Source organism: Blastococcus sp. SYSU DS0828 (assembly GCF_054050975.1).
The window spans coordinates 53,414-79,447 of the sequence record NZ_JBJHAK010000003.1 but is presented as its reverse complement, the minus strand read 5'-3'; the positions used below and the strand labels follow the sequence as shown (position 1 = coordinate 79,447).

At 73.1% G+C, this 26,034-nt stretch carries 25 protein-coding genes; 11 read left to right on the top strand and 14 right to left on the bottom strand.

Annotation, left to right across the window (positions count from 1 at the left end; all coding sequences use genetic code 11):
• The first annotated feature begins 33 nt into the window (after positions 1-33).
• The 3 genes from ACI79Q_RS03295 to ACI79Q_RS03285 all read left to right on the top strand — a co-directional run bounded on the left by ACI79Q_RS03295 (position 34) and on the right by ACI79Q_RS03285 (position 2,620).
• Positions 34-1,299, top strand: coding sequence for a sensor histidine kinase (locus tag ACI79Q_RS03295; protein WP_456614151.1), 1,266 nt, complete (start codon positions 34-36; stop codon positions 1,297-1,299).
• Positions 1,287-1,940, top strand: a complete 654-nt coding sequence (locus tag ACI79Q_RS03290) for a response regulator (protein ID WP_456614150.1) — start codon at positions 1,287-1,289, stop codon at positions 1,938-1,940. Before ACI79Q_RS03295 ends, ACI79Q_RS03290 begins: the two co-directional genes overlap by 13 nt.
• A 62-nt stretch (positions 1,941-2,002) precedes the next feature.
• Positions 2,003-2,620 (top strand): nitroreductase family protein, encoded by a 618-nt coding sequence (locus ACI79Q_RS03285; RefSeq protein ID WP_456614149.1) that lies wholly within the window; start codon positions 2,003-2,005, stop codon positions 2,618-2,620.
• A 185-nt stretch (positions 2,621-2,805) separates the two neighbouring features.
• On the opposite strand, the gene ACI79Q_RS03280 is transcribed toward ACI79Q_RS03285, so the two are convergent.
• The 12 genes from ACI79Q_RS03280 to mobF form a co-directional block, all read right to left on the bottom strand.
• On the bottom strand, positions 2,806-3,846 hold the full coding sequence (locus tag ACI79Q_RS03280) for a PrsW family glutamic-type intramembrane protease (protein WP_456614148.1): 1,041 nt from the start codon (positions 3,844-3,846) through the stop codon (positions 2,806-2,808).
• A complete protein-coding gene (locus ACI79Q_RS03275; protein WP_456614147.1) occupies positions 3,843-4,790 on the bottom strand; it encodes a hypothetical protein in 948 nt (315 codons plus the stop codon). Before ACI79Q_RS03275 ends, ACI79Q_RS03280 begins: the two co-directional genes overlap by 4 nt.
• On the bottom strand, positions 4,790-5,194 hold the full coding sequence (locus tag ACI79Q_RS03270) for a hypothetical protein (protein WP_456594294.1): 405 nt from the start codon (positions 5,192-5,194) through the stop codon (positions 4,790-4,792). The genes ACI79Q_RS03275 and ACI79Q_RS03270 overlap by 1 nt, the downstream gene beginning before the upstream one ends.
• A 580-nt stretch (positions 5,195-5,774) precedes the next feature.
• Positions 5,775-6,242, bottom strand: coding sequence for a hypothetical protein (locus tag ACI79Q_RS03265; RefSeq protein WP_456614146.1), 468 nt, complete (start codon positions 6,240-6,242; stop codon positions 5,775-5,777).
• Entirely contained in the window at positions 6,239-6,718 is a 480-nt protein-coding gene (locus ACI79Q_RS03260; protein WP_456614145.1) for a TadE/TadG family type IV pilus assembly protein, read from the bottom strand. Before ACI79Q_RS03260 ends, ACI79Q_RS03265 begins: the two co-directional genes overlap by 4 nt.
• On the bottom strand, positions 6,708-6,914 hold the full coding sequence (locus ACI79Q_RS03255; RefSeq protein ID WP_456600674.1) for a hypothetical protein: 207 nt from the start codon (positions 6,912-6,914) through the stop codon (positions 6,708-6,710). The genes ACI79Q_RS03260 and ACI79Q_RS03255 overlap by 11 nt, the downstream gene beginning before the upstream one ends.
• 29 nt (positions 6,915-6,943) lie before the next feature.
• The gene (locus ACI79Q_RS03250) at positions 6,944-7,885 is read right to left on the bottom strand and encodes a type II secretion system F family protein (RefSeq protein ID WP_456614144.1); all 942 of its coding nucleotides are present in this window, start codon (positions 7,883-7,885) and stop codon (positions 6,944-6,946) included.
• Positions 7,882-8,745, bottom strand: a complete 864-nt coding sequence (locus ACI79Q_RS03245; RefSeq protein WP_456614143.1) for a type II secretion system F family protein — start codon at positions 8,743-8,745, stop codon at positions 7,882-7,884. Before ACI79Q_RS03245 ends, ACI79Q_RS03250 begins: the two co-directional genes overlap by 4 nt.
• The gene (locus tag ACI79Q_RS03240; RefSeq protein WP_456614142.1) at positions 8,742-9,494 is read right to left on the bottom strand and encodes a CpaF family protein; all 753 of its coding nucleotides are present in this window, start codon (positions 9,492-9,494) and stop codon (positions 8,742-8,744) included. The genes ACI79Q_RS03245 and ACI79Q_RS03240 overlap by 4 nt, the downstream gene beginning before the upstream one ends.
• 576 nt (positions 9,495-10,070) lie before the next feature.
• Positions 10,071-10,451 carry a hypothetical protein gene (locus ACI79Q_RS03235; protein ID WP_456614141.1) on the bottom strand — a complete coding sequence of 127 codons (381 nt, stop codon included), beginning with the start codon at positions 10,449-10,451 and terminating at the stop codon, positions 10,071-10,073.
• 48 nt (positions 10,452-10,499) lie between these two features.
• Positions 10,500-11,600 carry a tyrosine-type recombinase/integrase gene (locus ACI79Q_RS03230; protein ID WP_456614140.1) on the bottom strand — a complete coding sequence of 367 codons (1,101 nt, stop codon included), beginning with the start codon at positions 11,598-11,600 and terminating at the stop codon, positions 10,500-10,502.
• A gap of 120 nt (positions 11,601-11,720) precedes the next feature.
• Positions 11,721-15,380: a MobF family relaxase gene (gene mobF / locus ACI79Q_RS03225; RefSeq protein ID WP_456614139.1), complete on the bottom strand. Its 3,660-nt coding sequence runs from the start codon at positions 15,378-15,380 to the stop codon at positions 11,721-11,723.
• A 618-nt stretch (positions 15,381-15,998) separates the two neighbouring features.
• On the opposite strand from mobF, the gene ACI79Q_RS03220 reads away from it, so the two are divergent.
• From ACI79Q_RS03220 to ACI79Q_RS03200, 5 genes are all read left to right on the top strand, one after another.
• Positions 15,999-16,241: a hypothetical protein gene (locus ACI79Q_RS03220; protein WP_456614138.1), complete on the top strand. Its 243-nt coding sequence runs from the start codon at positions 15,999-16,001 to the stop codon at positions 16,239-16,241.
• 407 nt (positions 16,242-16,648) lie between these two features.
• Positions 16,649-17,182, top strand: a complete 534-nt coding sequence (locus tag ACI79Q_RS03215) for an RNA polymerase sigma factor (protein WP_456614137.1) — start codon at positions 16,649-16,651, stop codon at positions 17,180-17,182.
• Positions 17,172-18,416 (top strand): hypothetical protein, encoded by a 1,245-nt coding sequence (locus ACI79Q_RS03210; protein ID WP_456614136.1) that lies wholly within the window; start codon positions 17,172-17,174, stop codon positions 18,414-18,416. Before ACI79Q_RS03215 ends, ACI79Q_RS03210 begins: the two co-directional genes overlap by 11 nt.
• 101 nt (positions 18,417-18,517) lie before the next feature.
• On the top strand, positions 18,518-19,363 hold the full coding sequence (locus ACI79Q_RS03205) for a hypothetical protein (RefSeq protein WP_456614135.1): 846 nt from the start codon (positions 18,518-18,520) through the stop codon (positions 19,361-19,363).
• A gap of 496 nt (positions 19,364-19,859) precedes the next feature.
• Positions 19,860-20,939: a hypothetical protein gene (locus tag ACI79Q_RS03200; RefSeq protein ID WP_456614134.1), complete on the top strand. Its 1,080-nt coding sequence runs from the start codon at positions 19,860-19,862 to the stop codon at positions 20,937-20,939.
• 10 nt (positions 20,940-20,949) lie between these two features.
• Here ACI79Q_RS03200 and ACI79Q_RS03195 read toward each other — a convergent pair whose 3' ends face one another.
• Both ACI79Q_RS03195 and ACI79Q_RS03190 read right to left on the bottom strand, forming a co-directional pair.
• Positions 20,950-22,032, bottom strand: a complete 1,083-nt coding sequence (locus tag ACI79Q_RS03195) for a ParB/RepB/Spo0J family partition protein (RefSeq protein ID WP_456614133.1) — start codon at positions 22,030-22,032, stop codon at positions 20,950-20,952.
• Positions 22,033-22,047: 15 nt separating this feature from the next.
• Positions 22,048-23,136 carry an ArdC-like ssDNA-binding domain-containing protein gene (locus ACI79Q_RS03190; RefSeq protein ID WP_456614132.1) on the bottom strand — a complete coding sequence of 363 codons (1,089 nt, stop codon included), beginning with the start codon at positions 23,134-23,136 and terminating at the stop codon, positions 22,048-22,050.
• Between the two features lie 940 nt (positions 23,137-24,076).
• On the opposite strand from ACI79Q_RS03190, the gene ACI79Q_RS03185 reads away from it, so the two are divergent.
• The 3 genes from ACI79Q_RS03185 (at position 24,077) to ACI79Q_RS03175 (ending at position 25,806) form a co-directional block, all read left to right on the top strand.
• Positions 24,077-24,286, top strand: a complete 210-nt coding sequence (locus ACI79Q_RS03185) for a helix-turn-helix transcriptional regulator (protein WP_456614131.1) — start codon at positions 24,077-24,079, stop codon at positions 24,284-24,286.
• 182 nt (positions 24,287-24,468) lie between these two features.
• Positions 24,469-25,125 (top strand): hypothetical protein, encoded by a 657-nt coding sequence (locus ACI79Q_RS03180; RefSeq protein ID WP_456614130.1) that lies wholly within the window; start codon positions 24,469-24,471, stop codon positions 25,123-25,125.
• Positions 25,126-25,179: 54 nt separating this feature from the next.
• On the top strand, positions 25,180-25,806 hold the full coding sequence (locus ACI79Q_RS03175; protein WP_456614129.1) for a LuxR family transcriptional regulator: 627 nt from the start codon (positions 25,180-25,182) through the stop codon (positions 25,804-25,806).
• The last annotated feature ends 228 nt before the right edge of the window (positions 25,807-26,034 follow it).

The window sequence follows — 26,034 nt, the reverse complement described above, 5'->3', positions numbered from 1 at the left end:
ACGGCGAGGCCCCGGTGCTCCTAGCGTTCGGGGGTGCCTTCCGTTCCCCCGCCCGTCGCGCCGGCTCCCGCGGTCGCGCGTGGGCTGCGCCCGGCGGCGGTCCGGGCCGGCCGGGACACCCTGGGTGCGCTCGAGCAGCTCGGCGGCGGGCTCGGCACCTCGCTGCTGGCACTGGTCGTGCTGCTCTGGGTGCTCGTCGTTGCCCTGACCTGCCTGATCGGCATCGGCGTGCTGCTGGTCCCGGGGGCGCTGCGGCTGGTGCACGCGCTGGCCGACCGGGAGCGCGCCCGCCTCGCCCGCTGGGGCCCCGACGTCCTCGGCCCCGCCGCGGCGCCCCGGTCGCCGTTCGACCCGGCGGCCCGGCGGGAGCTGGCCTGGCTGGCCGGGGCGGCGACGGTCGGGCTGGTGTGGACGCTGGTCGGGGTCGGGCTGCCCGTCTACGCGGTGCGCGACCTGACCTTCCCGCTGTGGTGGCCGCTGCTGCCGCCGGGCGAGGCGAGCCGGCCGTGGTGGTGGTCGGTCGACACCTGGACCGGCGCGGCCGCCGTGGCGCTGCTCGGGCTCGGCTGGGCGGCGCTGACCGTCGGGGCGACCCCGGGGATGGCCCGGCTGCACGCGCGGGCGGCGCGGCGGCTGCTGTCCGCACCGCCGGGCACCGACCTGTCGCTGCGGGTGGCCGAGCTGACCGCCACGCGGGCGGCGGCGCTGGACGCGCACGTGGCCGAACTGCGGCGCATCGAGCGGTCGCTGCACGACGGCACGCAGAACCGGCTGGTGACGACGACCGTGCTGCTCGGTGCGGCCCGCCGCTCGCTGCGGCGGGATCCCGCGGCCACCGAGGAGCTGCTGGAGCGGGCACAGGACGCCGCCGAGCAGGCGCTGGCCGAGCTGCGGTCGGTCGCCCGCGGGATCCTGCCGCCGGTGCTGGTCGACCGCGGGTTGTCCGGCGCGCTGACCGGGCTGGCGGCAGCCAGCCCGGTGCCGTGCACCGTGGACGTCGACGTCCCGGTGCGGTGCCCGGCGTCGGTGGAGGCGACCGCCTGGTTCGTGGCCGCCGAGGCGCTGACCAACGTGGCGCGGCACAGCGGCGCCACGGCGGCGCGGGTGGCGGTGCGCCTGCAGGGGGGCCGGCTGCACCTGGCGGTGACCGACGACGGGCGCGGCGGGGCGGTCGAGGGCGGCGGCTCCGGGCTGACCGGGGTGCGCCGGCGAGTGGAGGCGCACGACGGGGAGTTCACGCTGACCAGCCCGCCGGGTGGGCCGACGACGCTGGAGGTGGCGCTGCCGTGCGGATCGTGATCGCCGAGGACGACGCGCTGCTGCGGGAAGGGCTGGCGCTGCTGCTGCGCGCCGAGTCGCTGGAGGTCGTGGCGACCGCGGACGGGCCGGAGGGGTTCCTGGCCGCCGTCGACGAGCACCGCCCGGACGTGGCGATCGTCGACGTGCGGATGCCGCCGACGCACACCGACGAGGGGGTGCGGGCCGCGGTCGAGGCCCGGCGCCGGCAGCCGGAGCTGGCGGTGCTGGTGCTGTCGGCCTACGTGGAGCAGGCGTTCGCCACCGAGCTGCTGGCCGGTGGGGCGCGGCGGCTGGGCTACCTGCTCAAGGAGCGGGTGGGGCGGGTGGAGCAGTTCCTCGACGCGCTGCACCGGGTCGCGGAGGGCGGGACGGCGATCGATCCCGAGGTGGTGGCCCAGCTGCTCACCCGGTCGCGTCCGGACGCCGGGCTGGACCGGCTCAGCGCCCGCGAGCGGGAGGTGCTCGCGCTCATGGCCGAGGGGCTGGGCAACGCCGCGATCGCCGCCCGGCTGGTCGTCACCGACGGAGCGGTGCACAAGCACATCCGCAGCATCTTCGCCAAGCTCGACCTGCCGCCGACCGACGCCGCCGACCGGCGGGTCACCGCGGTGCTGCGCTACCTGGACGCGGTCCGCCGCTGAGCCCGTCGGCCGGGTGACCGACCGCACGGAAGATCGAACCCTCGACTCGGGCTGTCGATGGCATGAGCGCCTGCAAGACCGCCGTCACCGCCGTGCCCCTGCACCCCCTGCTGGCCGGGCGGTGGAGCTCTCGGGCCCTGGATGCGGCGCACGAGCTGACCGACGCGCAGCTGACCGCGCTCCTGGAGGCCGCCCGGTGGGCGCCGAGCGCGAACAACAGCCAGCCGTGGCGGTTCGCGGTGGCCCGGCGTGGGACGCCCGAGTTCGCGGCCGTCCAGGACGCGCTCGCGCGGGGCAACCGGGTGTGGGCGCATGCGTCGTCCGCGCTCGTCGTCGTCGCGGCCGAGACCGCCGGCCCGGACGGCAGCCCGCGGCCGTGGGTCTACGACACCGGCCAGGCGGTCGCGCACCTGTCCGTGCAGGCCGAGCACGAGGGCCTGGCGGTGCACCAGCTCGGCGGCTTCGACCGGGACCGGGTGTCTGCACTCCTCGACCTGCCGGCTGACGTGGTCCCGCTGGTCGTCGTCACCCTGGGCGTGCGCGACGACGACGCCGAGCTGCCCGAGGCGCTCGCCGCCCGCGAGCGGACGGCGCGCGAGCGGCTGCCGCTCGACGCCCTCCTGATGGCTTTCACCAGTCACTGGGAGTCCACGGCTGACCTGCGCCGGTCCCGCCTCTGACAGCGACGCCGAGCGCGCCGCGGCCTAGCCTGCCTGGCGGCCCTCGTCGTCCTTGCGCTCGGCCTCCGCGGCGCCGACGCGGAGCCGCCGAGGTGCTGCCGAGGTGCTGGCCGCCCGGGGTCAGGTCGGGCCGCCGGCGGCACGGTTCGGCGACCACCCGACCAGAGCACGCAGCCGAGGACTCCTCACGTGGTCGCCACGGCTCCCGACGACCTCAGCTGGGCGCCGATCCGGTCACCGTCCTGCACGTACCCGACGAACGTGAACACGGTCAGGGCGGCGAGCGCCGTGCCGCCCCACCCGTCGGACAGGTAGTTGTAGAGGCCGTGCAGGACGCCGGCGATGACGAGGCCGAAACCGAGCAGGTGGAAGCAGACGTCGCGGTACCAGGCGCCCAGCCCGATGAAGAAGGCGACGATCCCCGCCATGCAGGCGTGGAAGAGGCCGCCGCAGAGCAGGCGCCACAGGCTCACGACCAGCCCCCCGTCGTCCAGGTCCAGCACGGAGGCGTACGCCACGGTGTAGGTGACCGCCTCGGCCGCGCCGAAGGCGAGTCCGCTGACAGCCCCCGCGTAGAGATAGGTGCGCGGAGCCCACCGCCCACGCCCGGCTCGCAGGAACAGCAGGATCGCCAGCGCCTTGGCCACCTCCTCCGGGATGCCGACCGTGACGATGCTGGCGAACCAGTCGTCCGTGCTGGCGCCGAGCTGCTCCTCGACGGCGATGGCGATGGCGACCCCGGCGACCGCCGTGAAAGCGCTGATCTTCGCGATGGTCAGCCAGCCGAGGGGTTCCGGTCGGACCAGCTCCCGGATGGCGACCAGCCACAGCACGGCGAAGTAGACGGCGAACCCGACGGCGACCCGCTCGACGTCCGTGTCGTCGGAGGTGGCTTGCAGGAGCCCGAACGGGGCGAGCGCCATCAGCAGGAACAGCGCCGTGCGCCCCTGACGCCAGCCGGAGTCGCCCGCCCACCGCCGCAGTGGCAGCAGCGAGGCGAAGGGCACGCGGGAGAACTGGGCCACCACGCCGTCGAGCACGCCCGGCACAGCGACCGCGGAGTCGGCAGGGGCGCGCAGCGGGCCGGCGGGCGGCGGGTCATCGGGTGGCGGCCAGCCGCCCGCGACGGCCGTGCCGCAGTCCCCGCAGAAGCGGTCACCGGTCGTCAGCGACGCCCCGCAGGCGGAGCAGTGCATCCGCGGCGCTCCCTCCACGCCGAGGGTCACCGCTTCCTCCACGGGCGCCGGAGGTGCCGCGGCAAGCCGGGCCTCCACCGGCGGAGGAGCAGCACGGCCGCCAGCGCGACATCGAGGAGGGCCACACCGGCGCGCCAGACGCCGTTCTCCCGGCAGGAGTCCCGCACGTTGTTGAGGGCGGTCACCTCGTCGGCCGCTTCCCGCTGCTCGTGCGACCACTCGGCGAGGGTGGCCTCGTGGTCGGCTTCCAGCGCCGCGACCCGCGACCGGGCGGAGGACAGGCGGCTCTGCGCCGCGCTCTCCCGAGCCGCCAGGCCGCTGGCCGCCTCGGCTGCTGCGGCTTCCGCGACGTCCGCAGCCGCTGCTAGCTCCTCGGCCGTCGCTTCGGCGTCCGCTGCCTCGGATTCCCGAGCCGCCTCCTCGCTCCTGGCGCGCGAGAGCGCCGCCTCCGCCTCCGCGAGCTCCGCACGCGCGTCGTCCAGGTCCTGCTGGGCCTCGTCGACGTCCGCCTGCGTGTAGAAGGCGTACTCCGACGTGAGGTTCTCCTGCACGTGCGCCAGCCAGTCCTCCGCGTACTCGACAGCGCTCTCGGCGGAGTCGACGTCGTACTGGGCGAGGGAGCTGTCGGGGAAGTAGCCGCCCGTGAAGGACGACTCCCAGAGATCGTCCTGGGCCTCGTTCGCGGCCGTCCTCGCCTCCTGGGCGGCAACGCGAGCGGCTTCCACTGCAGCCTGCTCACCCTGGAGCGCAGCCATCTCGGCGTTGGCCGAGGTGACGGCCCGGCGCGCGTCGGCGAGCGCTGCGGGCGCGGTCGGCCGATGCGCCTCGGGGAGAGAAGCGGCGGGAAGCGCGTAGGCGGCCGCGACGTTCTTGCACGAGCCGCCGTCGTACGGCGTCGCGAGGAGCACGGCCGCAGCGCTGATCAGCAGCAGACCGCCCAGCGCATCAGCGGTGATCCGGCGGGGCCACGGCATCAGTCGTCTCCGATCGACAGCTGGAGGGACCAGTCGGCGTCCGACAGCTCCTCGTAGGAGTACTGCAGGTGGCCCCGGTTGCCGCCGGCGATGGTGAGGCCGTAGAAGTCCGCGCGGGTGACGTCTTCGAGGGCGAAGGAGAAGACGCATCCGAGGCCGTCGTACTCGCCGGCGGAGAGCCGGGCGGTCGAGAGCGTCTCGCCACGGTCGTCGGTGAGGACGACCTGGGCGCCACCGCCCAGATCGCCGTATCCGCCCTCACCGGTGCACGACCTGCCCGCGGTGAGACCCACGTACGCCGCGTCGACGAGCAGGACGCTGCCGCTCAGGGTGTGCTCCTCGACGCCGCGGACGATCGCCCATCCCGAGAGCGCGAGCGCCGCCACGACCAGGAGCGCCAGCACGTTGGGCCGACCCGCAGGAGGCGGAGGTCCAGGATCCGCGCGCAACCAGGGCACCGACTCTGATGCGGCAGGATCGCCCGGCGCCGGTAGGACGCCGGTGGGGGTTGCCTGGATCGGCGCGTCTTGCGACGGGAGGGCGTCGCCGTCCAGGGGGTTCCCGGTCCCGGTGGAGAGCGCGGGAGCACCGCCGGGAGCCACGCCGTCCGGGAGCGCAGCTCCGCAGCTCGAGCAGAACCGCGTTCCCTTCACGACCGTTCCGCACTGTGCGCACGTGCGCGCGATGATCATCACTCCCCCGTTCCTCCAGCCAGCGGAGACATCGGCAGCAACGAGCAGTTGTTGATCCGGCCGCGGAATCGCCGGGACCGGCCCGTCGCGCCCGACGCCCGCCCGACCGGAGACGCAGGTCCGCGCCGAGGCTGCTCTGCGCTCCGCGCGATTCCAGATCCCCGCCGTGCTCGCCGAGGACGCCGGTGAGCTCACCGCCTGCTCGGCAGGGTCCGCCAGTACGTGCGAGCCCGTCCGCCGCGGTCGGCCCTGCGCTCACGCACTCGCGGCTGATCGCGTTCTCCACGCTCGATCAGCCGTCGACGTAGCGGTCGCGCTCGACGACGAACTGGCCGGTGGCGGTGTTGGCGTCGACGAACTCCGGCAGCAGCGGGATCCGCACGGTCACCGTCACGCAGACGGAGAACTCCTCCCCCGGCGCCAGCGCCGGGGTGTAGCTGCCCGCCGCCTCGCACCCTGCGCCGGCCGGTGCGTACGCGAGCTGCAGGTCGGTGGCCTCGATCGACTGGTCGGCCACCGCCAGCTGCGCCGCCCGCAGCGCCCGCTCGTGCCCGCTCACCGGATCTGGCGCGGTGCCCATCGCCCGCCCGGCCTCCCGCGCCGCGGCCTGCGAGGCGAACACCCCGCGCTGCACCGCCGAGAACCCCGCCACCACGTAGACCAGCGGCACGAACACCACCAGCGCGATGAACACGAACTCCACCAGCGCCGACCCGCGTTCACCACCGACCATGCCCAGGCGGGCGCGCAGCCACCTCACCCGGCCTCCTTCATCGCCCGGCCGGTGACCTCCAGCGGCAGCAGGTTCCCCAGCGCCGCCAGCAGCGAGGGCACGGACCCGGAGCAGCGCACCACCACCAGCGTCGCGCCGGAGGGATCGGCCTCCTCCCCCGACGTGCACGCCAGCCCGCGCGCCGTCCTCTCCGACGTCGCCCGCGCCACCACCTCCACGGTGCGCGCGGCGCCGTAGGCGGAGTCGACGTCGGCGGCCGCCGCGTACCGCGCGCCCTCCTGGGCGCTCGCGGTGACCACGTTGCGCACGTGCACGTAGACCGCCACCTGCAGCACCGCCAGCAGCAGCGCGACGATCAGCAGCGAGACCAGCACGAAGTCGACGACGGCGCTGCCGCGCTCGCCCTCGTCCCCCGGGGTGAGCTGCTGGAACGGCCTCGCTGCAGGGCCCCGCCGCGAGCGTGCGAGCGGTGGGGGGCGGCGAGGTTCTTCTTCAGCCGGCACTCGTGACCGACGTCAGCGCGTTCGTCACCGCCTCGACGATCGCCGCGCGGAACGGGATCAGGATCGCCAGCACCAGCGCGGCGGTCATCACGGTGATCATCACCCAGCCGGGCACGTCGCCCCGCTCGGGATCCTCCCCGCGCAACCGCTCGACCAGGGCGACGAGGGTCGCGGAGATGAAGGCGTAGGCACGCATGAGGGCTTCCTTTCCGGTTGTCCGCGGGCTCACTGCGCCAGCGAGACGATGCTGATCAACCCGGGGAACAGGGCGAAGAGGACGGTGACCGGCAGCACCAGGAAGACGACCGGCACCATCATGGCGATCTCCTTGCGGCCGCCGGCCTCGAGCAGCCGCCGCTTGCCGGCCTCGCGCACGTCGGCGGCCTGGGCGCGCAGCACCTCGGCCAGCGGCGTGCCGCGCTCGATGGCCACGAGCAGGCCGTCGATGAACCGGGCCAGCGGGTCCAGGGACGTGCGGTCGGCGACCTGCTGCAGCGCGTCGGTCAGCGGGACGCCGGCCCGGGCCCGGCCGAGCGCGGCACCCAGCTCGCGGGCCAGCTCCCCGCCGGAGAGCCGGGTGACCCGTGCGATCGCGGCCGTGGGGCTCTCCCCCGCCGTCACCGCGAGCGCGAGCAGCTCGGCGACCACCGGGAACTCCGCGAGCAGCAGCTCCTCGCGCCGCTGCACCTGCTGGGTGAGCCACCAGTCGCGGCCGAGCACCCCGCCGACCAGGCCGGCCACGCAGAGCAGCCCGGCCGACAGCACGTTGAGGTCGCCGGCGGCCAGCGACCCGACCGCGGCGACCAGGGCCGCCCCGAGCAGGCCGAGCCCGCCCCAGACGACCTGCTCGATGCGGAAGTCCTCCACCGTCAGCTCGCCACCGAGGGCGTCGAGCCGGCGGCGCACCGCGGCCCGCCCGCCGACGAAGCGGTCGACCACGCGGGCGCCGTTGCTGATCGACGGACCGGCGATCCGGCGCACCGCGGTGAGGAGGCCGGGCTCGGTCGCGGTGCCGAGCAGACGCGACGGCGGCGGGGTGTCGTGCACGTAGGGCGCGAGCCGGTCGACCAGCCGTACCGAGCGGAACGGCGGCGCGTACGTCAGCACGAGCACCAGCCCGGTCGCGGCCAGCAGGCCGAGCAGCATGCCCAGGACGCCTGCGCTCACTGGAGCACCCGCACGTCCTCGGGCAGCCGCCCGATCCGCAGCATCAGCCGGTAGGCGACCAGGCACACCGCCCCGCCGCCGAGCAGGATCGCGGTGCCCAGCGCCGAGTCGTAGGCGGCCAGCGTGGTCGACTGCGTGGCCAGCAGGAGCAGCACGACCCACGGCGCGGCCACCGCCAGCCGGGCCGCCTGCACCACCCAGCCCTGCCGGGTCTCCAGCTCGGCGCGCGCTCGGGCGTCCTCGCGCAGGAACGTCGACAGCGTGCGCAGTACGCGCCCCAGGTCGCTGCCGCCGACCTCCCGGGCCACCCGCAGCGTCTCCATGATCCGGTCACCGACCGGGTCGGCGAGGTCGTCCTTGAGCCGGTCCAGGCACGGCCCGAACCGGCCGCTGGAGCGGTACTCGGCGGCGAACCGGGCGAACGGCGGCCGCAGCACCTCCGGTCCGCGGGTTGACAGCGCCGACAGCGCCTCGGGCAGCGACAGGCCGGCGCGCACGGCCGAGGCCAGGTTGTCGACGACCTCGGGCCACACCTCGCGCAGGTCGGCCCGGCGCTTGCCGGCCAGGCGGCGCACCTGCGCGTGCGGCAGCAGGAAGCCGAAGAGCCCGAAGACAAGGCTGACGGTCACCGTGCTCGTCGTCAGCAGGACGACGACGGTGACCAGCAGCCCCAGCCCCATCTGCAGGGCGAGCAGCTGCGCGCCGTTGATGCCGGTGAGCCCGGCGGCGGCCAGCAACTCCTGCCGTCGCCCGGGACGGCGCGGATCGGTGCGCGGCGCCGGCGCGCGGGAGCCGCTGCGCCAGATCAGCAGCAGGCCGACCCCGAGCAGCAGCCCGAGCAGCGCGCCGGACTCCGTCATGCCAGGAGCCCCGCGAGGTCGAACCCGGCGGCGGCGAACCGCTCCGGGTGCGGGGGGTAGCCGTCCGCCCGCACCAGGCGGCCGTCACGGCTGGTGAACACGTCGGCGGTCTCGATGACCCCGTCTTCGGACCGGCCGGGCAACGCGACGATCTCGCGCACCCGCCGCCGGCCGTCGGCATCGGTGCCCGCGTGCACCACCAGATCCACGCTGGAAGCCACGGTGGGGACGACGAACGACGTACCGATGTTCTCCCCGGCCAGCAGCGGGAGGGTGCACATCTTCACCACCGCCTCGCGGGCGCTGTTGGCGTGCAGCGTGCACATGCCCGGAAGCCCGGAGTTCAGCGCGATCAGCAGGTCCAGGCACTCCTCCTGCCGCACCTCGCCGACCACGATCCGGGAGGGCCGCATCCGCAGCGCCTCCTTCACCAGCCGACGCAGCGGGATCTCCCCGGCCCCCTCGAGGTTGGGCTGGCGGGTCTGCATCGAGACGACGTCGGGCAGCGGCACCCGCAGCTCGAAGACCTCCTCGCAGGTGATCACCCGCTCCCGCGCGGGAACGGCGGCGCACAGGCAGTTGAGCAGCGTCGTCTTGCCGGCCTGGGTGCCGCCGGAGACCAGGATGTTCAGCCCGGCGGCGACCGCGGCCTCGAGGAAGCGGGCGGCCTGGGCGGTGAGCGTGCCCAGCGCGACCAGCTCGTCGAGCGAGTGGGCCTGCAGCACGAACTTGCGGATGTTCACCGCCATGTGCCGACGGGTGATGTCGGGGATGACGCGCGGCAGTGCCGTTTCGGCAGGTCAGCGAGAAGGAAGACCTTCCGAGTCCGCAGAGAGTCCGCGTCGCGCGGGACCCTCTGGCAGCTACCTACGTCTTAGTGCGGTGTCTTGGCGCGGATGGCCGCCTTGAGAGGCTTCCCCTGGCGGGCGGAGGGGGCGGCCCGCCGGTCCCCCACCAGTCTTGTGTCCGCCAGCTTGAGGATCCAGGCGGGCGTGCGTTCGCCAAGTTGCTTGTCGGCTGCCGCACGAACACGTGCGGCAGCGACCTGCGTCGGCGTGACGACGACACGCTTCATGTCCGGCCCTTCCGCTTCGGCGCTTCGACGACGAACTCGATCTCGTTGAGCGGGGTGTCCCCGATCGCGATCTCGACGCCGTGAAGCACGCTGTCGGCCCACTCTAGGTCTTCCTGGCTCCGTTGGGGCATCCGCTTCCAGCCTGTGAAGGCACGGGTGATCCGTTGGAGGGTAGACGGCCCGACGGACCAGACAGGCGGCACCATGCGCCTGTGGCGCGCCGGTCTGGCGTTGGATTCAGGCGGATATCTCATGCTTCGTCCGGCTCGTCCGGCTCGTCCGGCTCGTCCGGCTCGTCCGGCTCGCCCTCAACGTCGTTGACCGCGAAGTCATCACCTTCGCTGACCTCGCCCTCTAGATCCTCGAGGGCGGCGTTAGCCAGCACGCTGATGATCCGTACGTCACGCTTGTCCGCCATGCCGCGGCCGACAATCTCGGCCAGAGCCAGGTAGCCGAGCAGCTGTGCTCGCGGCTCGTCCTTGAGAACCATGGACAGCGCCCACTCGACGCGCTTCCACATCTGGTCACGACGAGCCGTCCGGGTGGCTAAACGTGCCCCGAAGATTCCAGCGAGAGCTCCGATGATGCCGCCGAGGAGCGCACCTCCTCCAGCGGCCAAGAAGTCCCCCACGCACGCACCCTTCCAGACAACGGCCGTGGCAGCCTATGCGCATCGGCCTCAGGCGTCAGCGCGTCGCGGCAGCAACTGCGCTTCTGCGGCGAACGCAGCGTCGACGGCGGCACGCGTGCGAGTTTCCGCATCAGGCCACAAGTGGCTGTAGGTGCGCAGCGTCTCTGTTTCGTCCGCGTGACCGAGAACATGCGCGACGGTCTTGACTGATTCGCCGTAGCGGATCAGCGCTGAGGCGGTGAAGTGCCGCAGGTCGTGGAACCGTGCGGTCGGGAGGCCGGCGCGCTTGCGAAGTGGCTGCCACGCCGAGTTGTTGAAGGTGTTGGGCCAGATCGGGCCGCCGGTGCGCGATCGGAAGACAAGATCGTCTGGTCCGGCCGGGAACGCAGCGAGGTGCTGAGCCAGCGCGGCGGCAACCACATCGGCCAGCGGCACCGTGCGCATACTTCCCCGGGTCTTCGGCGGTGCGAGCTTCGGCGGCGCGCCGGGCACGAGCGTCAACTGCTCGACGACGTCCAGCTCCCGCTCAAGGAACCGGACTCTGCTCACCTTGAGGCCGAGCGCCTCGCCGAGCCGAAGCCCACACCCGGCGCCCAGGACGACCAGGGCGCGGTACCGGTCGGGCGCGGCGTCGACCAAGGCCGCGACCTGCTCGACCGTCAAGGGGACGATTTTCTCCCGGTGCGGCCGAGGAGGAACGGTGTCCCGGCACGGTGACTTGGCGAGGAACCCGTCCTCGACGGCGTCGGCAAAGATGCCGGCCAGTAGCGCCATCATCTGACGACTGGTCGTCGGCGACAGCTTCGCCTCGATCCCGCGACGGAACGCGAGCACCTGAGTTCGCGTGACTGCCGACAGCCGCTTGTCCCCGAAGGTGGGCAGCAGGTGATTCCGCAGATAGGAGTCGTAGGCCCGGCGGGACGAGTCGCGTAGCGGCTGCGCGGGCAGCCAAGTCTCGACATAGGCGCTGAAGGTGCTCCGACCCCTCTTCGGGTCGACCCAGTCCCCGCGCACTAACGCCGCGGTCTGTTCGTCGAGCCACCGCTGGGCGTCGACCTTGCGTTTGAAGTGGCGGGCGTGCTCCTTGCCGTTCTCATCCCGGTACCGCGGCCGGTATGTGCCGTCAGGCCGCCTCGCGATCGACGCCACCGCTCATCGCCTCCCTGGTCCTGAATCTGGCCATGGCCAGCACAGTCTCGGCTCGTCTGCTGACCCGAACGCTGACACCGCGAATCGGACTTGTCTTCCCACTCCCGCCACCCTGGGGATTCACCGAGGCATCCCCAGGCCCGCATCGGGATGTAGTGCGAGCCGTCGGACATCCTCGGGGCGCGGCGGTCGGACGACCGGCTGCGGTGGCGCCGACGGGGATGCGGGTGCCTGGGTGGTAGCGAGCTCGGGGTCGCGGCGGGCCCGCCAGTGGTCACGCTCTCTGGCTAGCTGGTCGGCCGGCTGGGCGACGAGGGCCGGCTCGGCCGTCAGTCGCACGATGCGAGCGCGAACGGCGGCGAGTTCGGTGCGGGCGGTGGCGATGTCCCGGCCGGTGTCGGCCAGCCGCTCCGCCGGGTCGAGGATCCAGGCCAGGGATCCGAAGCGGGCGAGCCGGGCCTCGTGCTGACGGCGGGCGTCGGCCACCGCGGCCCCGGCGTGCCGGTGGGCCTTCTGGGCGGTGGCTGCTGTCGCGCGCAACTGAGCGTGCTCGGGGTGGGCGTGTTCGGCGTGGTGGCGGGCGTAGGAGTCGAAGGCAGTCCACAGCCGCGGTCGGTCGTCGGACCGGTCGGCCAGGCGCGCGATCTGCTGCGGGTCGGTGGGCATGGCCGGCAGGTGGGGCCGCCAGGCGTCCGCCCAGTCGACCAGCTGCTCGCCCGCCCGGTTCACCGCCGCCCGCCGAAGTCGGAGCCGGCCGGGACCGTCGAGCACGACCTGCGCGGCGTCGCGGGCGGCGTCCCGCCCGGTGTCCCAGCTGCCGAGCAGTGTGTCGCGGATCCGGTCGGTCTCGGCGGTGACGACCGCACCGCTGGCGTCGGCCCGTGCCGTGGCGTGGCGGGCGTCGATTCCCGTCTGCCGATAGGCGTCGGTCAGCGCGGCGGCCCGGTCGGCGTAGGCGGACTCGAGCGCGACGATCTCGCGCAGCGCGTCCCGGCGCGGTTCGGCGTGGGCGAGCCGATCCAGGCAGCGTTGCTCGGCCGTCCAGGCAGAGTGCAGGTCGGCGAGCGCCTGCTGAAGCGGGCGCTGCTGGGCGTAGCGGGTGGCCTCGGCGGCGGCCAGCCGGGCAGCGTGCGCCGGGCCGAGGTCGGCGCGGTCGCGGGCGAAGACTGCGAGCCACTGCTCCCGCGCCTCGGCGGGGTCCGTCGCCACGAGGTGGGCGGTGTTGGCGGTACGGCCGCGGGTCATCCCGACGTAGGCCGCCGCTGCGCCGGTGTCCTCGCCGACCACCAGGTGCGCGGCGGTCACGGTGTCGCCTTGGGTGCCGTGCGCGGTGGTTGCGTAGGCCAGTTCCACGTGCGCGGTGACGTAGTCGGCGGGCAGCATCCGCGCCCGCTTCCGGGCCGGGGTGACGGCGGGGGTGACAGATGCGCGCGCGCTGCCGGCGGGGGTGACATGCGGCGTGTAGTCAGGGGTGACGAGCAGCCCGCCGTCCCGGTCGACGCCGGTGACCGTCCACACGTCGCGGTTGGCGACGGCCAGGTCGCGGTCGTTGCGGCGGGTGGCGATCCGGTCGCCGACGCCGATCCGCTCCCCGGCCCCGGTGACGACCACGCGCCGGTCGTCGACCCGACCTTGGGTGACGAGTCGGTCGCGGATGGCGGCGCTGAGGGCGGCGGCCTGCTCACGGGTGGCGACCACCACGGCTACGCGCTCGCCGGCGGTGTAGCCGTCGGCCGCGCTGGCGGCGAGCGCCCCCCGCAGCGCCTGCGGGTCGGGGTGCAGCCGAATCTGCCCACGGGCCAGCAGCGCGTCGAACACCTTGCCGGGGTTGGTGCCGGCGCGCATCGCCAGGGTCAGGTTCGCGTAGTCGGTGTCCGGCGTCGTGCGGCCGGTGGCGTCGGTGCGGGTGAACCGGTGCACCCCCACCAGGGTCAGGTGCCCGGTCGGGTCGACCTGAGCCGCGGCGAGGTCGAGGACGCCACCGCGACCGACCGCCGCGAGCTGATGCCGGTCACCGAGCAGGGCGACGCGCACCTGGCACTCGTCGGCGATCGTCAGGAGTGCGCGGGCGGTGTCCTGATCCAGCATGCCCGCCTCGTCCACAACGAGCAGGTCACCGGCCCGCAGCCGCGCCCGCTCGGCCGGCTCGGCATACGCACGGCCGGTGCCCGGGTCGGTGTGGCCGACGGCGAGACGGGTCCACGCCCCGTCGGCATTCCACCGCCAGCCGTACTCGAAGGCCAGCCGGGCCGCCGACCCGGCGACCGCGCCGACCTCCACTTGGGCGACCTGGGCCGCCTTCAGCGTCGGGGTGACCACCACCAGCCGGCGCCCCTGCTCGGCGAGCAGGGTCCTGGTGGCGGCGAGAGTGGTGGTCTTGCCGGCGCCGGCCGCGCCCTCGATCACCACCAGCCGCCGCTGGCCGGCGAGCGCGGCGACCGCCGCGGCCTGCCCGGCATCCAGCCGCGAGGCGGCGGCGGCGACGTCGACCGGCGGTGTCGGGACGGGGTCACCGACGCCGGCCGGGCGCTCGGCGGCGCGGGCGGCGAGGCGGGCGGTGAGGTCGGCCTCGACGGCGAGCACCGGTCTTGAGGTCCAGGCCCGGATATGCTCGGGCACCCCGTCGCGGTCCAGCAGCGGCACGCACTGGGACAGGGTGCGGGCGGTGAGGTCTTCGGCGAGCTCGATGCGCACCGCCGGGTCGGTGACGATGCCGGCGGCGGCGAGCAGCACTTCGACCTCCCCGCGCACGTCGGCGGCGTTCCACGCCGAGCGGGCGGCGGCCAGCCGGGCCAGCACCCGGCCCACGGCTTGCTCCCGGTCCAGGATGCCGACCGGGGTGGGTGTCAGGCCGGTGGGAACGTTCCCGTCGTGGTAGCCCAGGGCGACCAGCTCGGCCAACCACCGCGCGGTGAGGTCCTCCCCCGGCTGTGGCAGCAGCTTGTCCGGGCGGTCCTCTGCCCACGCTCGCGCGTCCCAGGAGCGGCGCAACGCCGGGCCGGGGGATTCGCCGGGATGCGCCGCGGTCCATTCCCGTTCGTATCGATCGATGTTCCGGGCGATCTGGGCGGTCCGTGCGCTGAAAGCGCCCACGAAATCCGTAAGCTGCCGTATCTCTCCATCGGCATTCAAGGCATATCCGTGGGCGGCGAGCGCGGCGCGGAATTGCGGGTCGCAGGCGACCGCGGCGTGCCCGATACCGTTGATTGCGGCGAGTGAATCGCGGACGCCGACGGTGTGCAGGCCGCGCCACTTTCCCGCCGCAAATACCCGGGCGTTGATCTGCAGGTGCAAATGGCGGTGCGGGTCGCCGGCGCGTGACGTGTAGTGCGCCACCGTCACCGCCTCGGCCACCTCGACCGGCACCTGCACCTGTCCGCCGCGCGGACCCACCCGGGTGGTGGCGTGCTGCCCGAGCCAGCCGGTGATCTGCTCGGCCGCCCGGGCCTGCGCGGCGTCATACGCCGTCGCGATTTCCGGATGCAGGGCGGCCGCCAGCGACCACGTCTTCGGACCGTTGACCACCACCTCAACGAACCGCACCGCATGCCCGTCGCCGCGCAGCTGCCCCCGCGGCTCGCCCGTCCCCGGATCACAGCCGGCCACCCACGTCTCGTAGGCGTCGCCGGTCAGCGGCGCCAGCTCGGTCACCCGCCCCTCGGTGACGCTGAACCGGCGGGCGACGCCGGCGCCCTCGGTGAGGTAGTAGTCATCCGCCCGACCCCGGTCAGCCTCCACGTACTGCCGGGCAGCCGCCGGCGCGCCGGCGTAGATCTTCATCCCGCCATGCATTCTCAACGCCACCCAACAATGACCAACAAGTCACCCCAATAGACGCCGATGGGCCCCGCAAAGCAGGGCCCGACCTACCTCCGAAGGTAGCATGCGTGCCGTCTTATCGAGAGGGCTTCCAATACGATAGAGCGGGCCGGCTCAGGTCAATGCGCGAGGTGTCGGAGTTGGTGTCGATTGAAGGCGTTGATAACCCTTGAATGGTTGCATTTCGCGAAGATCGTCGAAGATCGTTTAGCGACGGGCCCAGCTCTGGCGGCTGCCACGTGGCTGCCCAGGCGCAGCCGTCGTCTGGCTGGCTCTCCGCGGGTACCTCGGTTGACGGCGGTGCTCTGGGCGCCGGCGCACCGAGGCAGGAACTGCCTTGCACCAGGGGCCAGTGTGGCGGGGACTCCGCTCGAGCGCCGGTTGTGGTCCCTTGCGGGAATGGTCACCGGGCGGCCCTTGCGCACACCGTCGAGGGCTCGCCCGGCTGGAGCTGCGACGTTTCACCGTTCGCGGTGACGGTCCTGAAGGCGAGATGCCGGGTGCGACCCACGCCTGCTGCGGCGTGTCGACGGGCGTCCACTGCGGTGAACGGCCGGGTGCTGGTCCACCCTCGGGGCCATGGCGCACTACGAACACGGAACCCTGCTGGTTACCATCACCGAAGGCCGTCCGGGAAAGATCAACTTCCTGACGACCGGTGACGACGAGACCGTGAATCCTGAGAGCGCCAGCCTCCGACGCCAGATGGACGCCCTCGACGTCCTGTCGGCAGACGGCTGGGAACTGCTCGGGCCGCCGGCCGTCACACCGTCGCAGGGCGGTCTGATGAAGGAGTACCTGCTCCGACGCCCGAAGGCCTAGCCTGCTCACGCGGGGGCTGCTGCACGGGTCTTTGTCGGACGGGGTTGCCCTTGCGGGACGGTGAGATGACCCTGCGCTGACCGTTCTCGGGCTGGGTCTGGGCTCCGTGGGTGCGGGTCGTGGTGCAGTCGAGCAACCGGCCCGGCAACGCCGGGCGTGAGCAGTCGGGCGTCGGACGTACGCCAGGACGCGTCGGCGTGGGCGTCGGCTACGCCTCGATCCCCTGCGCGTGGGAAAGCCGCACTGCTGCCGCAGGTGCTGGTGGGGTCGCTGAGGGCGTTGAGGCTTCCGGGTGACTGCTGCAAGTCTTCTGGGTCGGTGCTGTAACGATCGGCGTCATCCGGACATGTCAGTGTGTGATGGCGATGCAGGGACACCCACCGCCCACCACCGGCTACCCACCGTCCGTGGCGGATACGACGTTCGAACTGGCCTACCGGACGTGGGGCACCGCGGTGCTGCGGTACGCCCTCCGCCGCTCGGACTCTCGCGATGACGCCCTGGATGTCGTCGCGGAAACCTTCGCGGTCGCCTGGCGCCGACGGGACGATCTGCCCGGTGAGGCCGACGAGGTGGGGCCCTGGCTGTTCGGCATCGCCCGGTTGTGCCTGGCTAACACCGCCCGAAGCACCCTTCGGGCGGGCCGGCTCGGTCAGCGCTTGGCGGCCTCGCTGTCCGACGCAGCGGTGCCCGACCCGGCGACCGCCCACGAGGGCCGGGCCGACCGGCAGTTGGTGCGCCGGGCCCTCGAGCAGTTGTCGCTCGAGGACCGGGAACTGGTCACCCTGATCGCCTGGGAGGGGCTGACCCCGGCCCAGGCCGCCACCGCCCTGGGCCTGTCGGCAGGCACCGCTCGCGTCCGGCTGCACCGCGCCCGCACCCGACTGCGAAAGGTCCTCCACAGCTCCGCATCCGTCGAGGAGATCGACCATGATCACTGAGCGAGAACTGGATGCCCGACTGGCCGCTGCCGCCGGGTTCGACGAGGCACTCCCGCCGCTGCCCGAGGACTTCCTGCAGGCGCTGAGGGAGGAAGCCGGCAGCGACCCGATCGAGACCCTGACCGCTGCCGACCGCGAGCCCGCGTCCGTAGTGGCCGCCCGGCAACTGGTCGCCGACGCCCGCGAGGCGCGCAACACACCGCGGCTGCGCCGCCGGCGCCCGGGCCGGAGGGCGCTCCTGCGCGCCGGCGTGGCGGTTGTTTCGATCGCCGCAGCCGGGGCCACCGCCGTCATCATCGCCCCTTCCGACGCCGCCCGAACGCCGGACGGCGAGATCGCCGCGCCGACCAGCGAGATCACCCTGGTCGCCGCCGAGCAGGCCACCTTCCCGCTCTCTCTTGACCCCTCCCCGGAGGGTCTGACCCGGACCCTCAGCCGGTCCGGCGGTCCCACACCGGCCGGCGTGCGCCCCGTGGTCTTCACGGCCGAGTACCGGGCCGCCGACGGCGCTGGGTTCACCGTCTGGGCCTCTACCCAGGACCCGCGGGGAGAGTGGCAGTACGAGTTCCAGCAGCCGCAGGATGACTACGCCCCCGACGATGTCATCGAGGCCGGAACGGTTTCTGTCGGCCACAGCGAGGCGGACCTCGTCCGCGCCCGCCATGATCAGCCGCTGTGCCGCTTCGCGCCCTCGACACCGACGCAGACCGACGAGCCCGCGACGGTATGCACCTCGGCCTTCGCCGACCTCATCTGGGAAAGGCGGGACGGTCATTGGGTGTGGATCCGAGGAGAGGAGGAGTACGCCGATACCTCAGCGGTGGTCGCAGTGGCGGAAGCGCTCATCGACCGTCCTGTACCGGTCGACCTGCAGGTCGGACTGGCCCCGGCCGGCTGGTCAGTGACGTCCTATGCCGATGACGAGTACGTCGCGGTGGTCAGCGACGAGAACCCGGATCAGCGGGTGACCGTCGCCCTGCAGGAAACCTGGCGCGGCTACACGCCCGACAACATGCTCGACTACGTCGACGGGCTGGGTCCGGTGACCGAGGTAACCGTCGACGGCCGGCCGGCTCAGCTGGCCCTTGTTGAGGACAGCTGGAGCGAGACCCATAAGCAGTGGTGGCTGGCCGGGCAGTTCGCCGACGGAACGCTCTTCTTCCTGAACGCGCCCCGGGAGTTCACCCGGGACGACGTCCTCGCCATGGCCGAGCAGATCACCTACACCCCGTGACCGGCGGCTTCGCAGACCCGCAAGCGCGACCACATGCAATCCCATCTCTACGTGGAGAGGCCCCAGCCATGCGTTTTCCGAATCGTGCACTGACAGCCTGCGTGCTGGGGATCGGTGCCCTCGCCACGGGGTGCGGCTCGCCGAGCGCTCCGGCGTCCGATGCGGCGACCGCGACGGAGGTCGCTACCCGCTACGGGTACGACCTCGCGTCGGCCACGCTGACTCCGGTCTACGCTCTCGTCCCCGAGCACCGCGATCAGCGCGACGGCTACGCCCGCGATTTGCTCCTCCGGCAGTGCCTCGACGGCATCGCCGAGTTCCAGGTTGTTCCCCCGAGTTCGAGATCCGATCCGGGCTTCGACTCTCGAACCGGTCAGCGGATCTTCACCGAGGAGATTGCCGCGGAGTGGGGGTACCAGCTCCCTCCGAGGTCGATCCCGGTTGTGCGGCCGGACGCCGAGACGTGGACGCCGGCCGTCGAGGAGAAGGGGCTCAGGTGCGGTGAGCGGACCAGGGAACGTCTCGGTCTTCCGCCCGAGCGACTGCTCAACGAAATCGAGAGTGCGGGCTGGGCGGCCCTGGAAGCCAGCGACGAGGTGACGATAGCGGCCGAGGAGTGGCGGGCGTGCATGGCCCCGGCCGGCGTCATGGACCTGCCCGACCGTCCTCATGAGATGCCATCGGAGTCCGTCGTGGCCCAGATGAGCCCGGCGCAGCAGGATCAGCCTCCGGGCAGCATCGTGCCCTCGGCCCGGGAGCGGGACATCGCGGTGATGGACGCGCGATGCCGTGAGGAGGCCGACGTCGACGGCGCCGAACTGCGCGCCCGGGCCGACGCCGAGCTCGCGGCGATCGGTCGCGACATCGACGGCTTCGAGTCCGTGCGCCGGGACTACCAGGAGTACAACGCAAAGCTCGACCAGGTGATCCACGAACTGGGAGGCTGATCGCCTTCTTCGGCCGAGAGCGCACGGATGGCCGCCGGACGCCGCAACTACACGCCAGCGCTGAGCAGCTATCCGATATGACCACCCGGATAGGGGGCAGGCGGGAGCCGGCTCGCCCGCCCGACAGGAACGGCGTCGCGGTGCTCATCGGGCTCCGATCCAGCCCGCATCGTTCTGGCCTGCCGATAGAAGGGATGGGTGATCAGGCTGACCGTGCCCTTTAGGAGACCGCCGTGATACAAGTCGTGACCGGGCGCGCACGGGAGCCCCACTCTGTCTCAACGCGCCCAGGCAACGACCTGGCCTGGTGCTTGGGGACGCGCTGATGTCTGGTGGCGAGAAGTCCACTCCAAGGACGTCGATCACCGATGTGGCGGTGCGTTCATCCCGGGGGGAGGCGCGCCCTGTCCGGCGCCGACGGCTCCGGTGGTTGCTGGCAGCGGCTGCGCTGGGCTGTGTAGCCGGGACCGCCCTGGTTACTGCGTGGCCGGTGCCGGTGAGCGGAGCCGAGCGTCATGGCTCCGGTCCTGAGGCGCCCTACGCACACGAGCCACTCGATGAGCAATCGGTCGCCGGGCCGGTCAGCGTGGGCGGTGACGTGGAGCGGCTCACGGACGGTTTGCAGGCGGAGGGCTTCTTCTGCGTTCAGGTCCGCAGCAACACGGAGGCGGCTCAGTTGTGGTGTCGTCACCGGCAGGGCAGTTACCCCGACGATCGGGTGACCATCGCCGAGGTCGTCTCTACACTCACCGGTGACCTCCTCTACGCCCGTGCCCGCATCGATGGGACAGCGATCGGCGGAATCACACCGGAGGGGCAACTCGCCCCCGGCGATTGGATGCGGCAGATCGTCGCCGCGTCGTTCCTGCGAGCCTGGCCGTCGGATGGGCCTGAAGTGACCGATGCCATGGACGAAGCCGAGTACCTCGGCTCGTGGGAGGACGGTCAGGCGTACGAGACGCCCCCTGTCGAGTCGGCGGTGACCGACCACGCCGAGTACCGGTTCATCGGACACGGCCTTACCGAGATGACCGCACACACCGACAGGGCCGACGATGCGGTCTGGCCCTACGGCGCTGACCACTACGCGGTGACCCCGACCCAAGCGCTGCCCGGCGTGCTCGCAGGCGGGTCGGAGTGCTATCCCCCCGACTACACGTCCTGCTGGCCCGGCCAGACCCCCGCGCCCCCCGGAGGGCTGCCGACGATGCCGGACGCCGACGGCGGGCTGTACCTGACGTACACCACCGTCGAACAAGCGAACTGGCGCGGTGACCCGGCCACGCCCGGCGACCAGATCACCAGTGCCACGTTCGGCACTGGCTCCATCCTGGCGGTCGACGGCCCGCCGCCGACCCTCGCCGACGACTTCCCCCAAGGACTGTCGTTCCTGACCACGCAAGTGGAACCGGCCGTGCGAGCACACATCGAGCAGTGCATGGCTACCGGTGAATCCTTCACGGGCGTGGTCGCCGGAACTGTGCTGGTCATCGACGCCGACCGCACCGATCCACAGGACGGGCGCTTCGTCACCAACTGCGGCGTCACGATCGGCGTGCCACTGGTGCAGCGGTAGACCCAGTCCTTCAGGGAAGGCGCCTTAACAGCCAAGTGAAGAGCGGTCCGCTGCGGGCGTGGCCGTCGGTGGTCAGCGACTCGCCGTCGTGTTCGAGGTCGGCCAGCCGGGTGGCGGCGCGGCCGATGTCCTTGTCCAGAACGGTGCGCCCGGCGGCGGTCAGCTCCGCCAGCAGAGCGGCGGCCTGCTCCGCTGCCTGCCTCGCCTGCTTGGCGCGGGTCAGCGCGTGAGCGAACTGCCCGGGCCCCTCCCCCGCTGCCGCGATCAGGGCTGCGGTGGTGTCGGCATCGCCCGCGTAGACGGCGACAGCGGCGGCCTGGTCGAGAGTCAGCCCGGCACCGGCGACCGCGGCGGCGGTGTCGACGTCCAGCCGGGCCACGCCGGCCGCCTTGGCGACCCGCTTGCGGCCCAGCCCGGTCGACTTGGCCACCCTGGTCAGGGGCACGCCGAGGTCGAGCATCGCCTGCACCCCGCGGGCCTCCTCCACCGCGGACAGACCGCGGCGGTGCAGGTTCTCGGCCAGCATCGCGCCCACGTGCCCGGCCTGGGCGGCCCGGTCACCGTCGGCAGCGTTCCCGTCGAGCGCGAGGTCGGGGCGCAGCACGCACGGCACCGCGGTGACTCCGGCGAGGATCGCGGCGGCCGCCCGCCGGTGCCCGGCGACCAGCTGATGGCCCGGCGTGCCGTCGGCGGCGGCGTGCGGGATCACGGTGAGGGCCTCCAGCACGCCCTGGGCGGCGATGGAGTCGGCCAGCCCGGACAGGTCGCCGAGGTCGTCGCGGATGTTGCGGGGGTGCACGGCCAGCCCCCGGGGGTCCAGCCACACCAGCCGGTGTGCCCGGCCGCTGTCCTCGGCCGTGTCAGCGCGTGCGCTGCCGGGAGCGGCCGGGTCGACGTGCCCGGTTTCGTGTTGCTCGATCCCGGCACTGTGAGCGTTGTCGGTCGCGGAAGGCTCGTCGGGCGCGCTCTCCCGGCCGGTGTTCGGGGCGGTGACTGTCGTGGTCGTGGTCATGGCGGGTTCTCCTTCGATGCTGGCCGGGGTGGCGGTGCTCTCGGTGCGGGTGCTGTCGGCGGTGGTGCTGGTAGCGGGCATGTCGCGCTCTCCCCCTCAGGCGGTGGCGAGGACGCGGGCGCCCCCGGGCTGCGCGACCGGTCCGGCGAGCGGGGCGGTTCCCCCGTCCCCCGGCGGGGTCTGGGTGCTCTCGGCGTCGTCGAGGTGGTCGAGGATGCGGCGGGCGGCGGCGGTCACCGTGGCCGCGGCAGCGCGGACGACGTCGACGTCCCCGGCCGACCAGGCGGCGACGTAGGGCACGGTGTATGCGCCGGAGTCCAGCCCGGCCCAGGCAGTGACGATGTAGGCGACCGACTCGGCCTCGGCCTCCGCCTGCCCGCGGCAGCCCCGGTAGTCAAAGCCGTCGGTGGTGTGCCCGCACTCGATGTGCGCCAGTTCGTGGGCGAGGGTCTTGACCGCCTGCGCGTCGGCGACGTCCGGACGCACCCGCACGGTGCGGGCGGCCGGATCGGTCACGCCGTTGGCCTGCCCGCAGGATTCCCGGGTGAGCGTGTAGCCGTGGCTGGCGACCTGGGTGGCCAGGGCCTCCCACAGGGCGGCGGGGGCGTCACCAGTCAGCAGCTGCGGGCGGATCTCCGGCAGCGGCTCGCCCTCGGTCTGGGAGATGTCGAAGACGTGCGCGACCCGGAACCCGCGCAGTGCCCGCACCGCCTCGGCTGGCTGGTCGGTGTCCCCGCCGGCCGGCTCCCCGGCTGTACCGGCGGCGGGTGCGGCCCGGTCGGTGTCCTGCCCGGTGCCGGTGCCGGCCTGGGTCTCCTTGGGGGTGTACGTGCAGGGAGCCAGGACGGCGAGCCCCGTGGAGCCCTTGACCACGCTGCGGCCCAGCGCCTTCCAGGTGCCGAAACCGGCGACCCGCGTCGGGCTGATGCCCAGCCGCGCGGCCTGCAGTTCGATCAGCAACTGGTTGTTGAGGCAGTAGGTGTGGAACCTCGCGGCGGCATCGAGCATCGCCCGCCACTGCGGATCGGCGGTCAGCTGCTCGACGCGCTCGCCGATCTGCTCGTGCACGGCGGCGATCTTCGCCGCCCGAGCGGCGTCGGCGGCTTCACGCTGCGCCTCATTGAGGTGAGCGCGCCTGCCTCGCCCGCCCTTGCCGGTGCGACTGCTGCTCGTGGTGTTGGTCATCTGGACCCTCCCGGAACTGGAGCCGAAGCCGGTACGGGAGGAACTGCGGAACAGGTGTCCTGCCACCCATTCCCCGGCCCGTCCGGCAAAGAGCTCTGCTCAGGGGCCGGGAGCGACGGCGGGGGACGACCGGGCCAAGACTGCTTCCGCAGCGAAGCGCCCGAAGGGCGGAAGGATCTTGGTCCGGTCGGGAGGAGACGGCGCGGGAGGCCCCTACGCTGAGCTGCCGGACGGGTCGAGGGACCAGCAAGCACAGCCCGCCGCAGGCGGACCTTGACGACGGCGCAGCCGGCGCCACGCGCAGCGTGGCCCGAAAGGGCGTCCTGCCTTCCACCAGCGGCCGCGGTGCGACGGCGTCGATGGCGCGCCCACCGGGATAGCGAGCCTCGATTACCTGGCACGCGCCGCCAACCCTTGGCGAACCGAGCACGGGGCCCGCCGTCTCGCCGTGCTCGGGGTGCGGTGTCCAGCGCCATGAGTCGAGCGTGGCCAGCTCAGCGCTCGCCCGAAGGCGTCCGTCCGGATGTTGTGGACAGACTCCCTCGTCCACAGGGACCAATTGCGCAGGAGCACCCCGATGCTCACGGCCTGCATCGGCAAGCAGGAGGACAACAGGAGGAACCCCAGGTCAGCAGCGGACCTCCAGCAATTCTCCAGGTCCCGTCGGCACACGGCTACCCCGACTGCCGTCGGCCTACCGGAGAACGTGCCGAACCCCAGCCGCAGGACCGGGGGCCGTCCACCGGGTGTCCCGGCGCCGACGCCCGGCGTCGGCAGATGAAGGGCCTCCATCGCTAACAGGTGACGCGCCAGCGGTGGCCGCTACAGGAGAACAACCGGAGATCGTCAGACAAAGCTGGCTGTGAAGTGTCACCACCGGGCCCGAAATGGCGCCTTCTGTGGTGAAGGCACTGCCACCGACGACTCTCGGGAGCCAGCCATGCCCGACCCCACCGCCGACCACGAGCCCGAGTTGCTCACCATCACCGAGGCCGCGGACGTGCTCCGCGCCCCCGTCGCCACCCTCCGGTACTGGCGACACCTCGGCACCGGCCCGAACAGCTTCCGACTCGGCCGGCGCGTCCTCTACCGCCGCGCCGACCTGCGCAGCTGGATCGACGCACACGCAGACCAGTCCCCGAGCCGATAGCCGCCGCGCCTCCGGAGAGCGGCTGGACGAGGCACGGGGCCGCTTGCGTCTCCGGGCACACGGTGAGGCCCTGGGTCCACCCCCGCCCGTGGACAACGACGGCCCATCCACAGCAGCCGAACAGGACCGGCTCCGGCAGCGCCGTACCGCGACGCTGCACACACGCACCGAGAGGAGGAGCGATGGGATGGATGGGCCCGGTCGCCGACGGCCAGGAGCACGAAGGCTGGGTGGTGCCGCTGTTCGAAGACGGCGCGCAAGGCGCCGGCACCAGCAGCGCCCGCGGTGTGCTGGTGGCCCGCCGGCCCGACGACGGGCCCTGCGACGGCGACCGGGTGCGGCTGACCTACCGCGACGTCTCCACCGCCGAGGGCATCTGGTCCGATGGCACGCTTCTCCGCGCCGACGGGATCGTGCACGCCCACAGCAGCGGCCAGGTCCGCCATGAGGTGATCGACCAGGCGGAGCAGTGGCGCCCGGACTCCGCGGTCGCCGGCTGGGCCGCCGGCTGCACCTGCGGCTGGCGCGGCACCCCCTGGACCCGCGTACCACCGGGGCTGGCCGACCCGGCGGCGCGGCGGCTGGCCACCGCCGGCCCGTGGGCCGATCTGGAGGCCGCCGACGAGAACCGGGTGCGGCAGGACTGGCTCCGGCACATCGCCGGATGGCAAGCCCTGGAGGACGTCGAGGCGGTCGCCGCCCGGCAGGCCGCCGCCGCCCGCGCGCTGGACCAGGCGGTGCGCGCCGCACTCGCGGCCGGGGCCTCGTGGGCCGACATCGGCCGGGTCACCGGCATGACCGGCCAGTCGGCCACCGAGCGGTGGTCCGCCCGTGACTGAGCGGCCGACCGGCCACCCGGACCGAGCGGGGGAACGCCGGCGGGGCAGCGGACCGTGCTTGTCGTCGACCTCGATGGGGAGCCGCTGGCGCGGCTGCGCGCCCTGGAAGAGATCCTGCTGTGCCTCGGCACCTGGGAGGACGACGACCGACGGGATCCGGGCACCGACACCCACCCGCTGCGGCTGCAGGCGCCACTGGCCGACCGGGCCGCCCTCGCCGCCGTGCAGCGACTGCTCGCCGCCCTGGCGCCCACTCAGTCCCGGGGACCCAGGTGCGGCCGGCTGCTCGCCCCGGACGGCCGCCACGAGCACGCGCCGATGACCGCGCTCACCCTGCCCGCCGCCGACATCGACCTCCTCTCCGCAACCGCCGCCGCCCTCGGCCACCCCGGACTGGATCCCGACATCGGCGAGCTGGTCGACGCATACGCCGAGCAGCTCGCCGGCGGCTGCCGCTCGGGCGGTCGCACCGAACTGGTCTCGCTCCTTGCACGGCTGGCCGGCCTGCTCGACCTCTCCCCCACCGACGAGACCCGACTACTCACCGCCCGGCTGCGGGCCACCCCGCCCGGCACCGACTGCGTGCTCAGCGACGCCGAGGAAGCCGCCCACGCCCGCACCGCCGACCGGATGAACCACATTTGGGCGCACGGCTCCGCCATCGACCGCTACCTCTACTGAACCCGCAGCCGCCCCGGCTGCGGCCCGGGATCGCTGCTGTGCGCATCCTCGACGTGTGAGGACTGCCTGGCATCGCCGCAGATCACCTCCCAGGCGCCCTGCTCCTCTTCACGTGGCTGCTGTGCACGCGTCCCACGCACAGGCAAGACTCGGGCCACCGCGGGAGTGAAACGGGAGGCACGGATGGTCACGGAGTGCATCGGGGAACGGCCACGACGCGAGCACGGC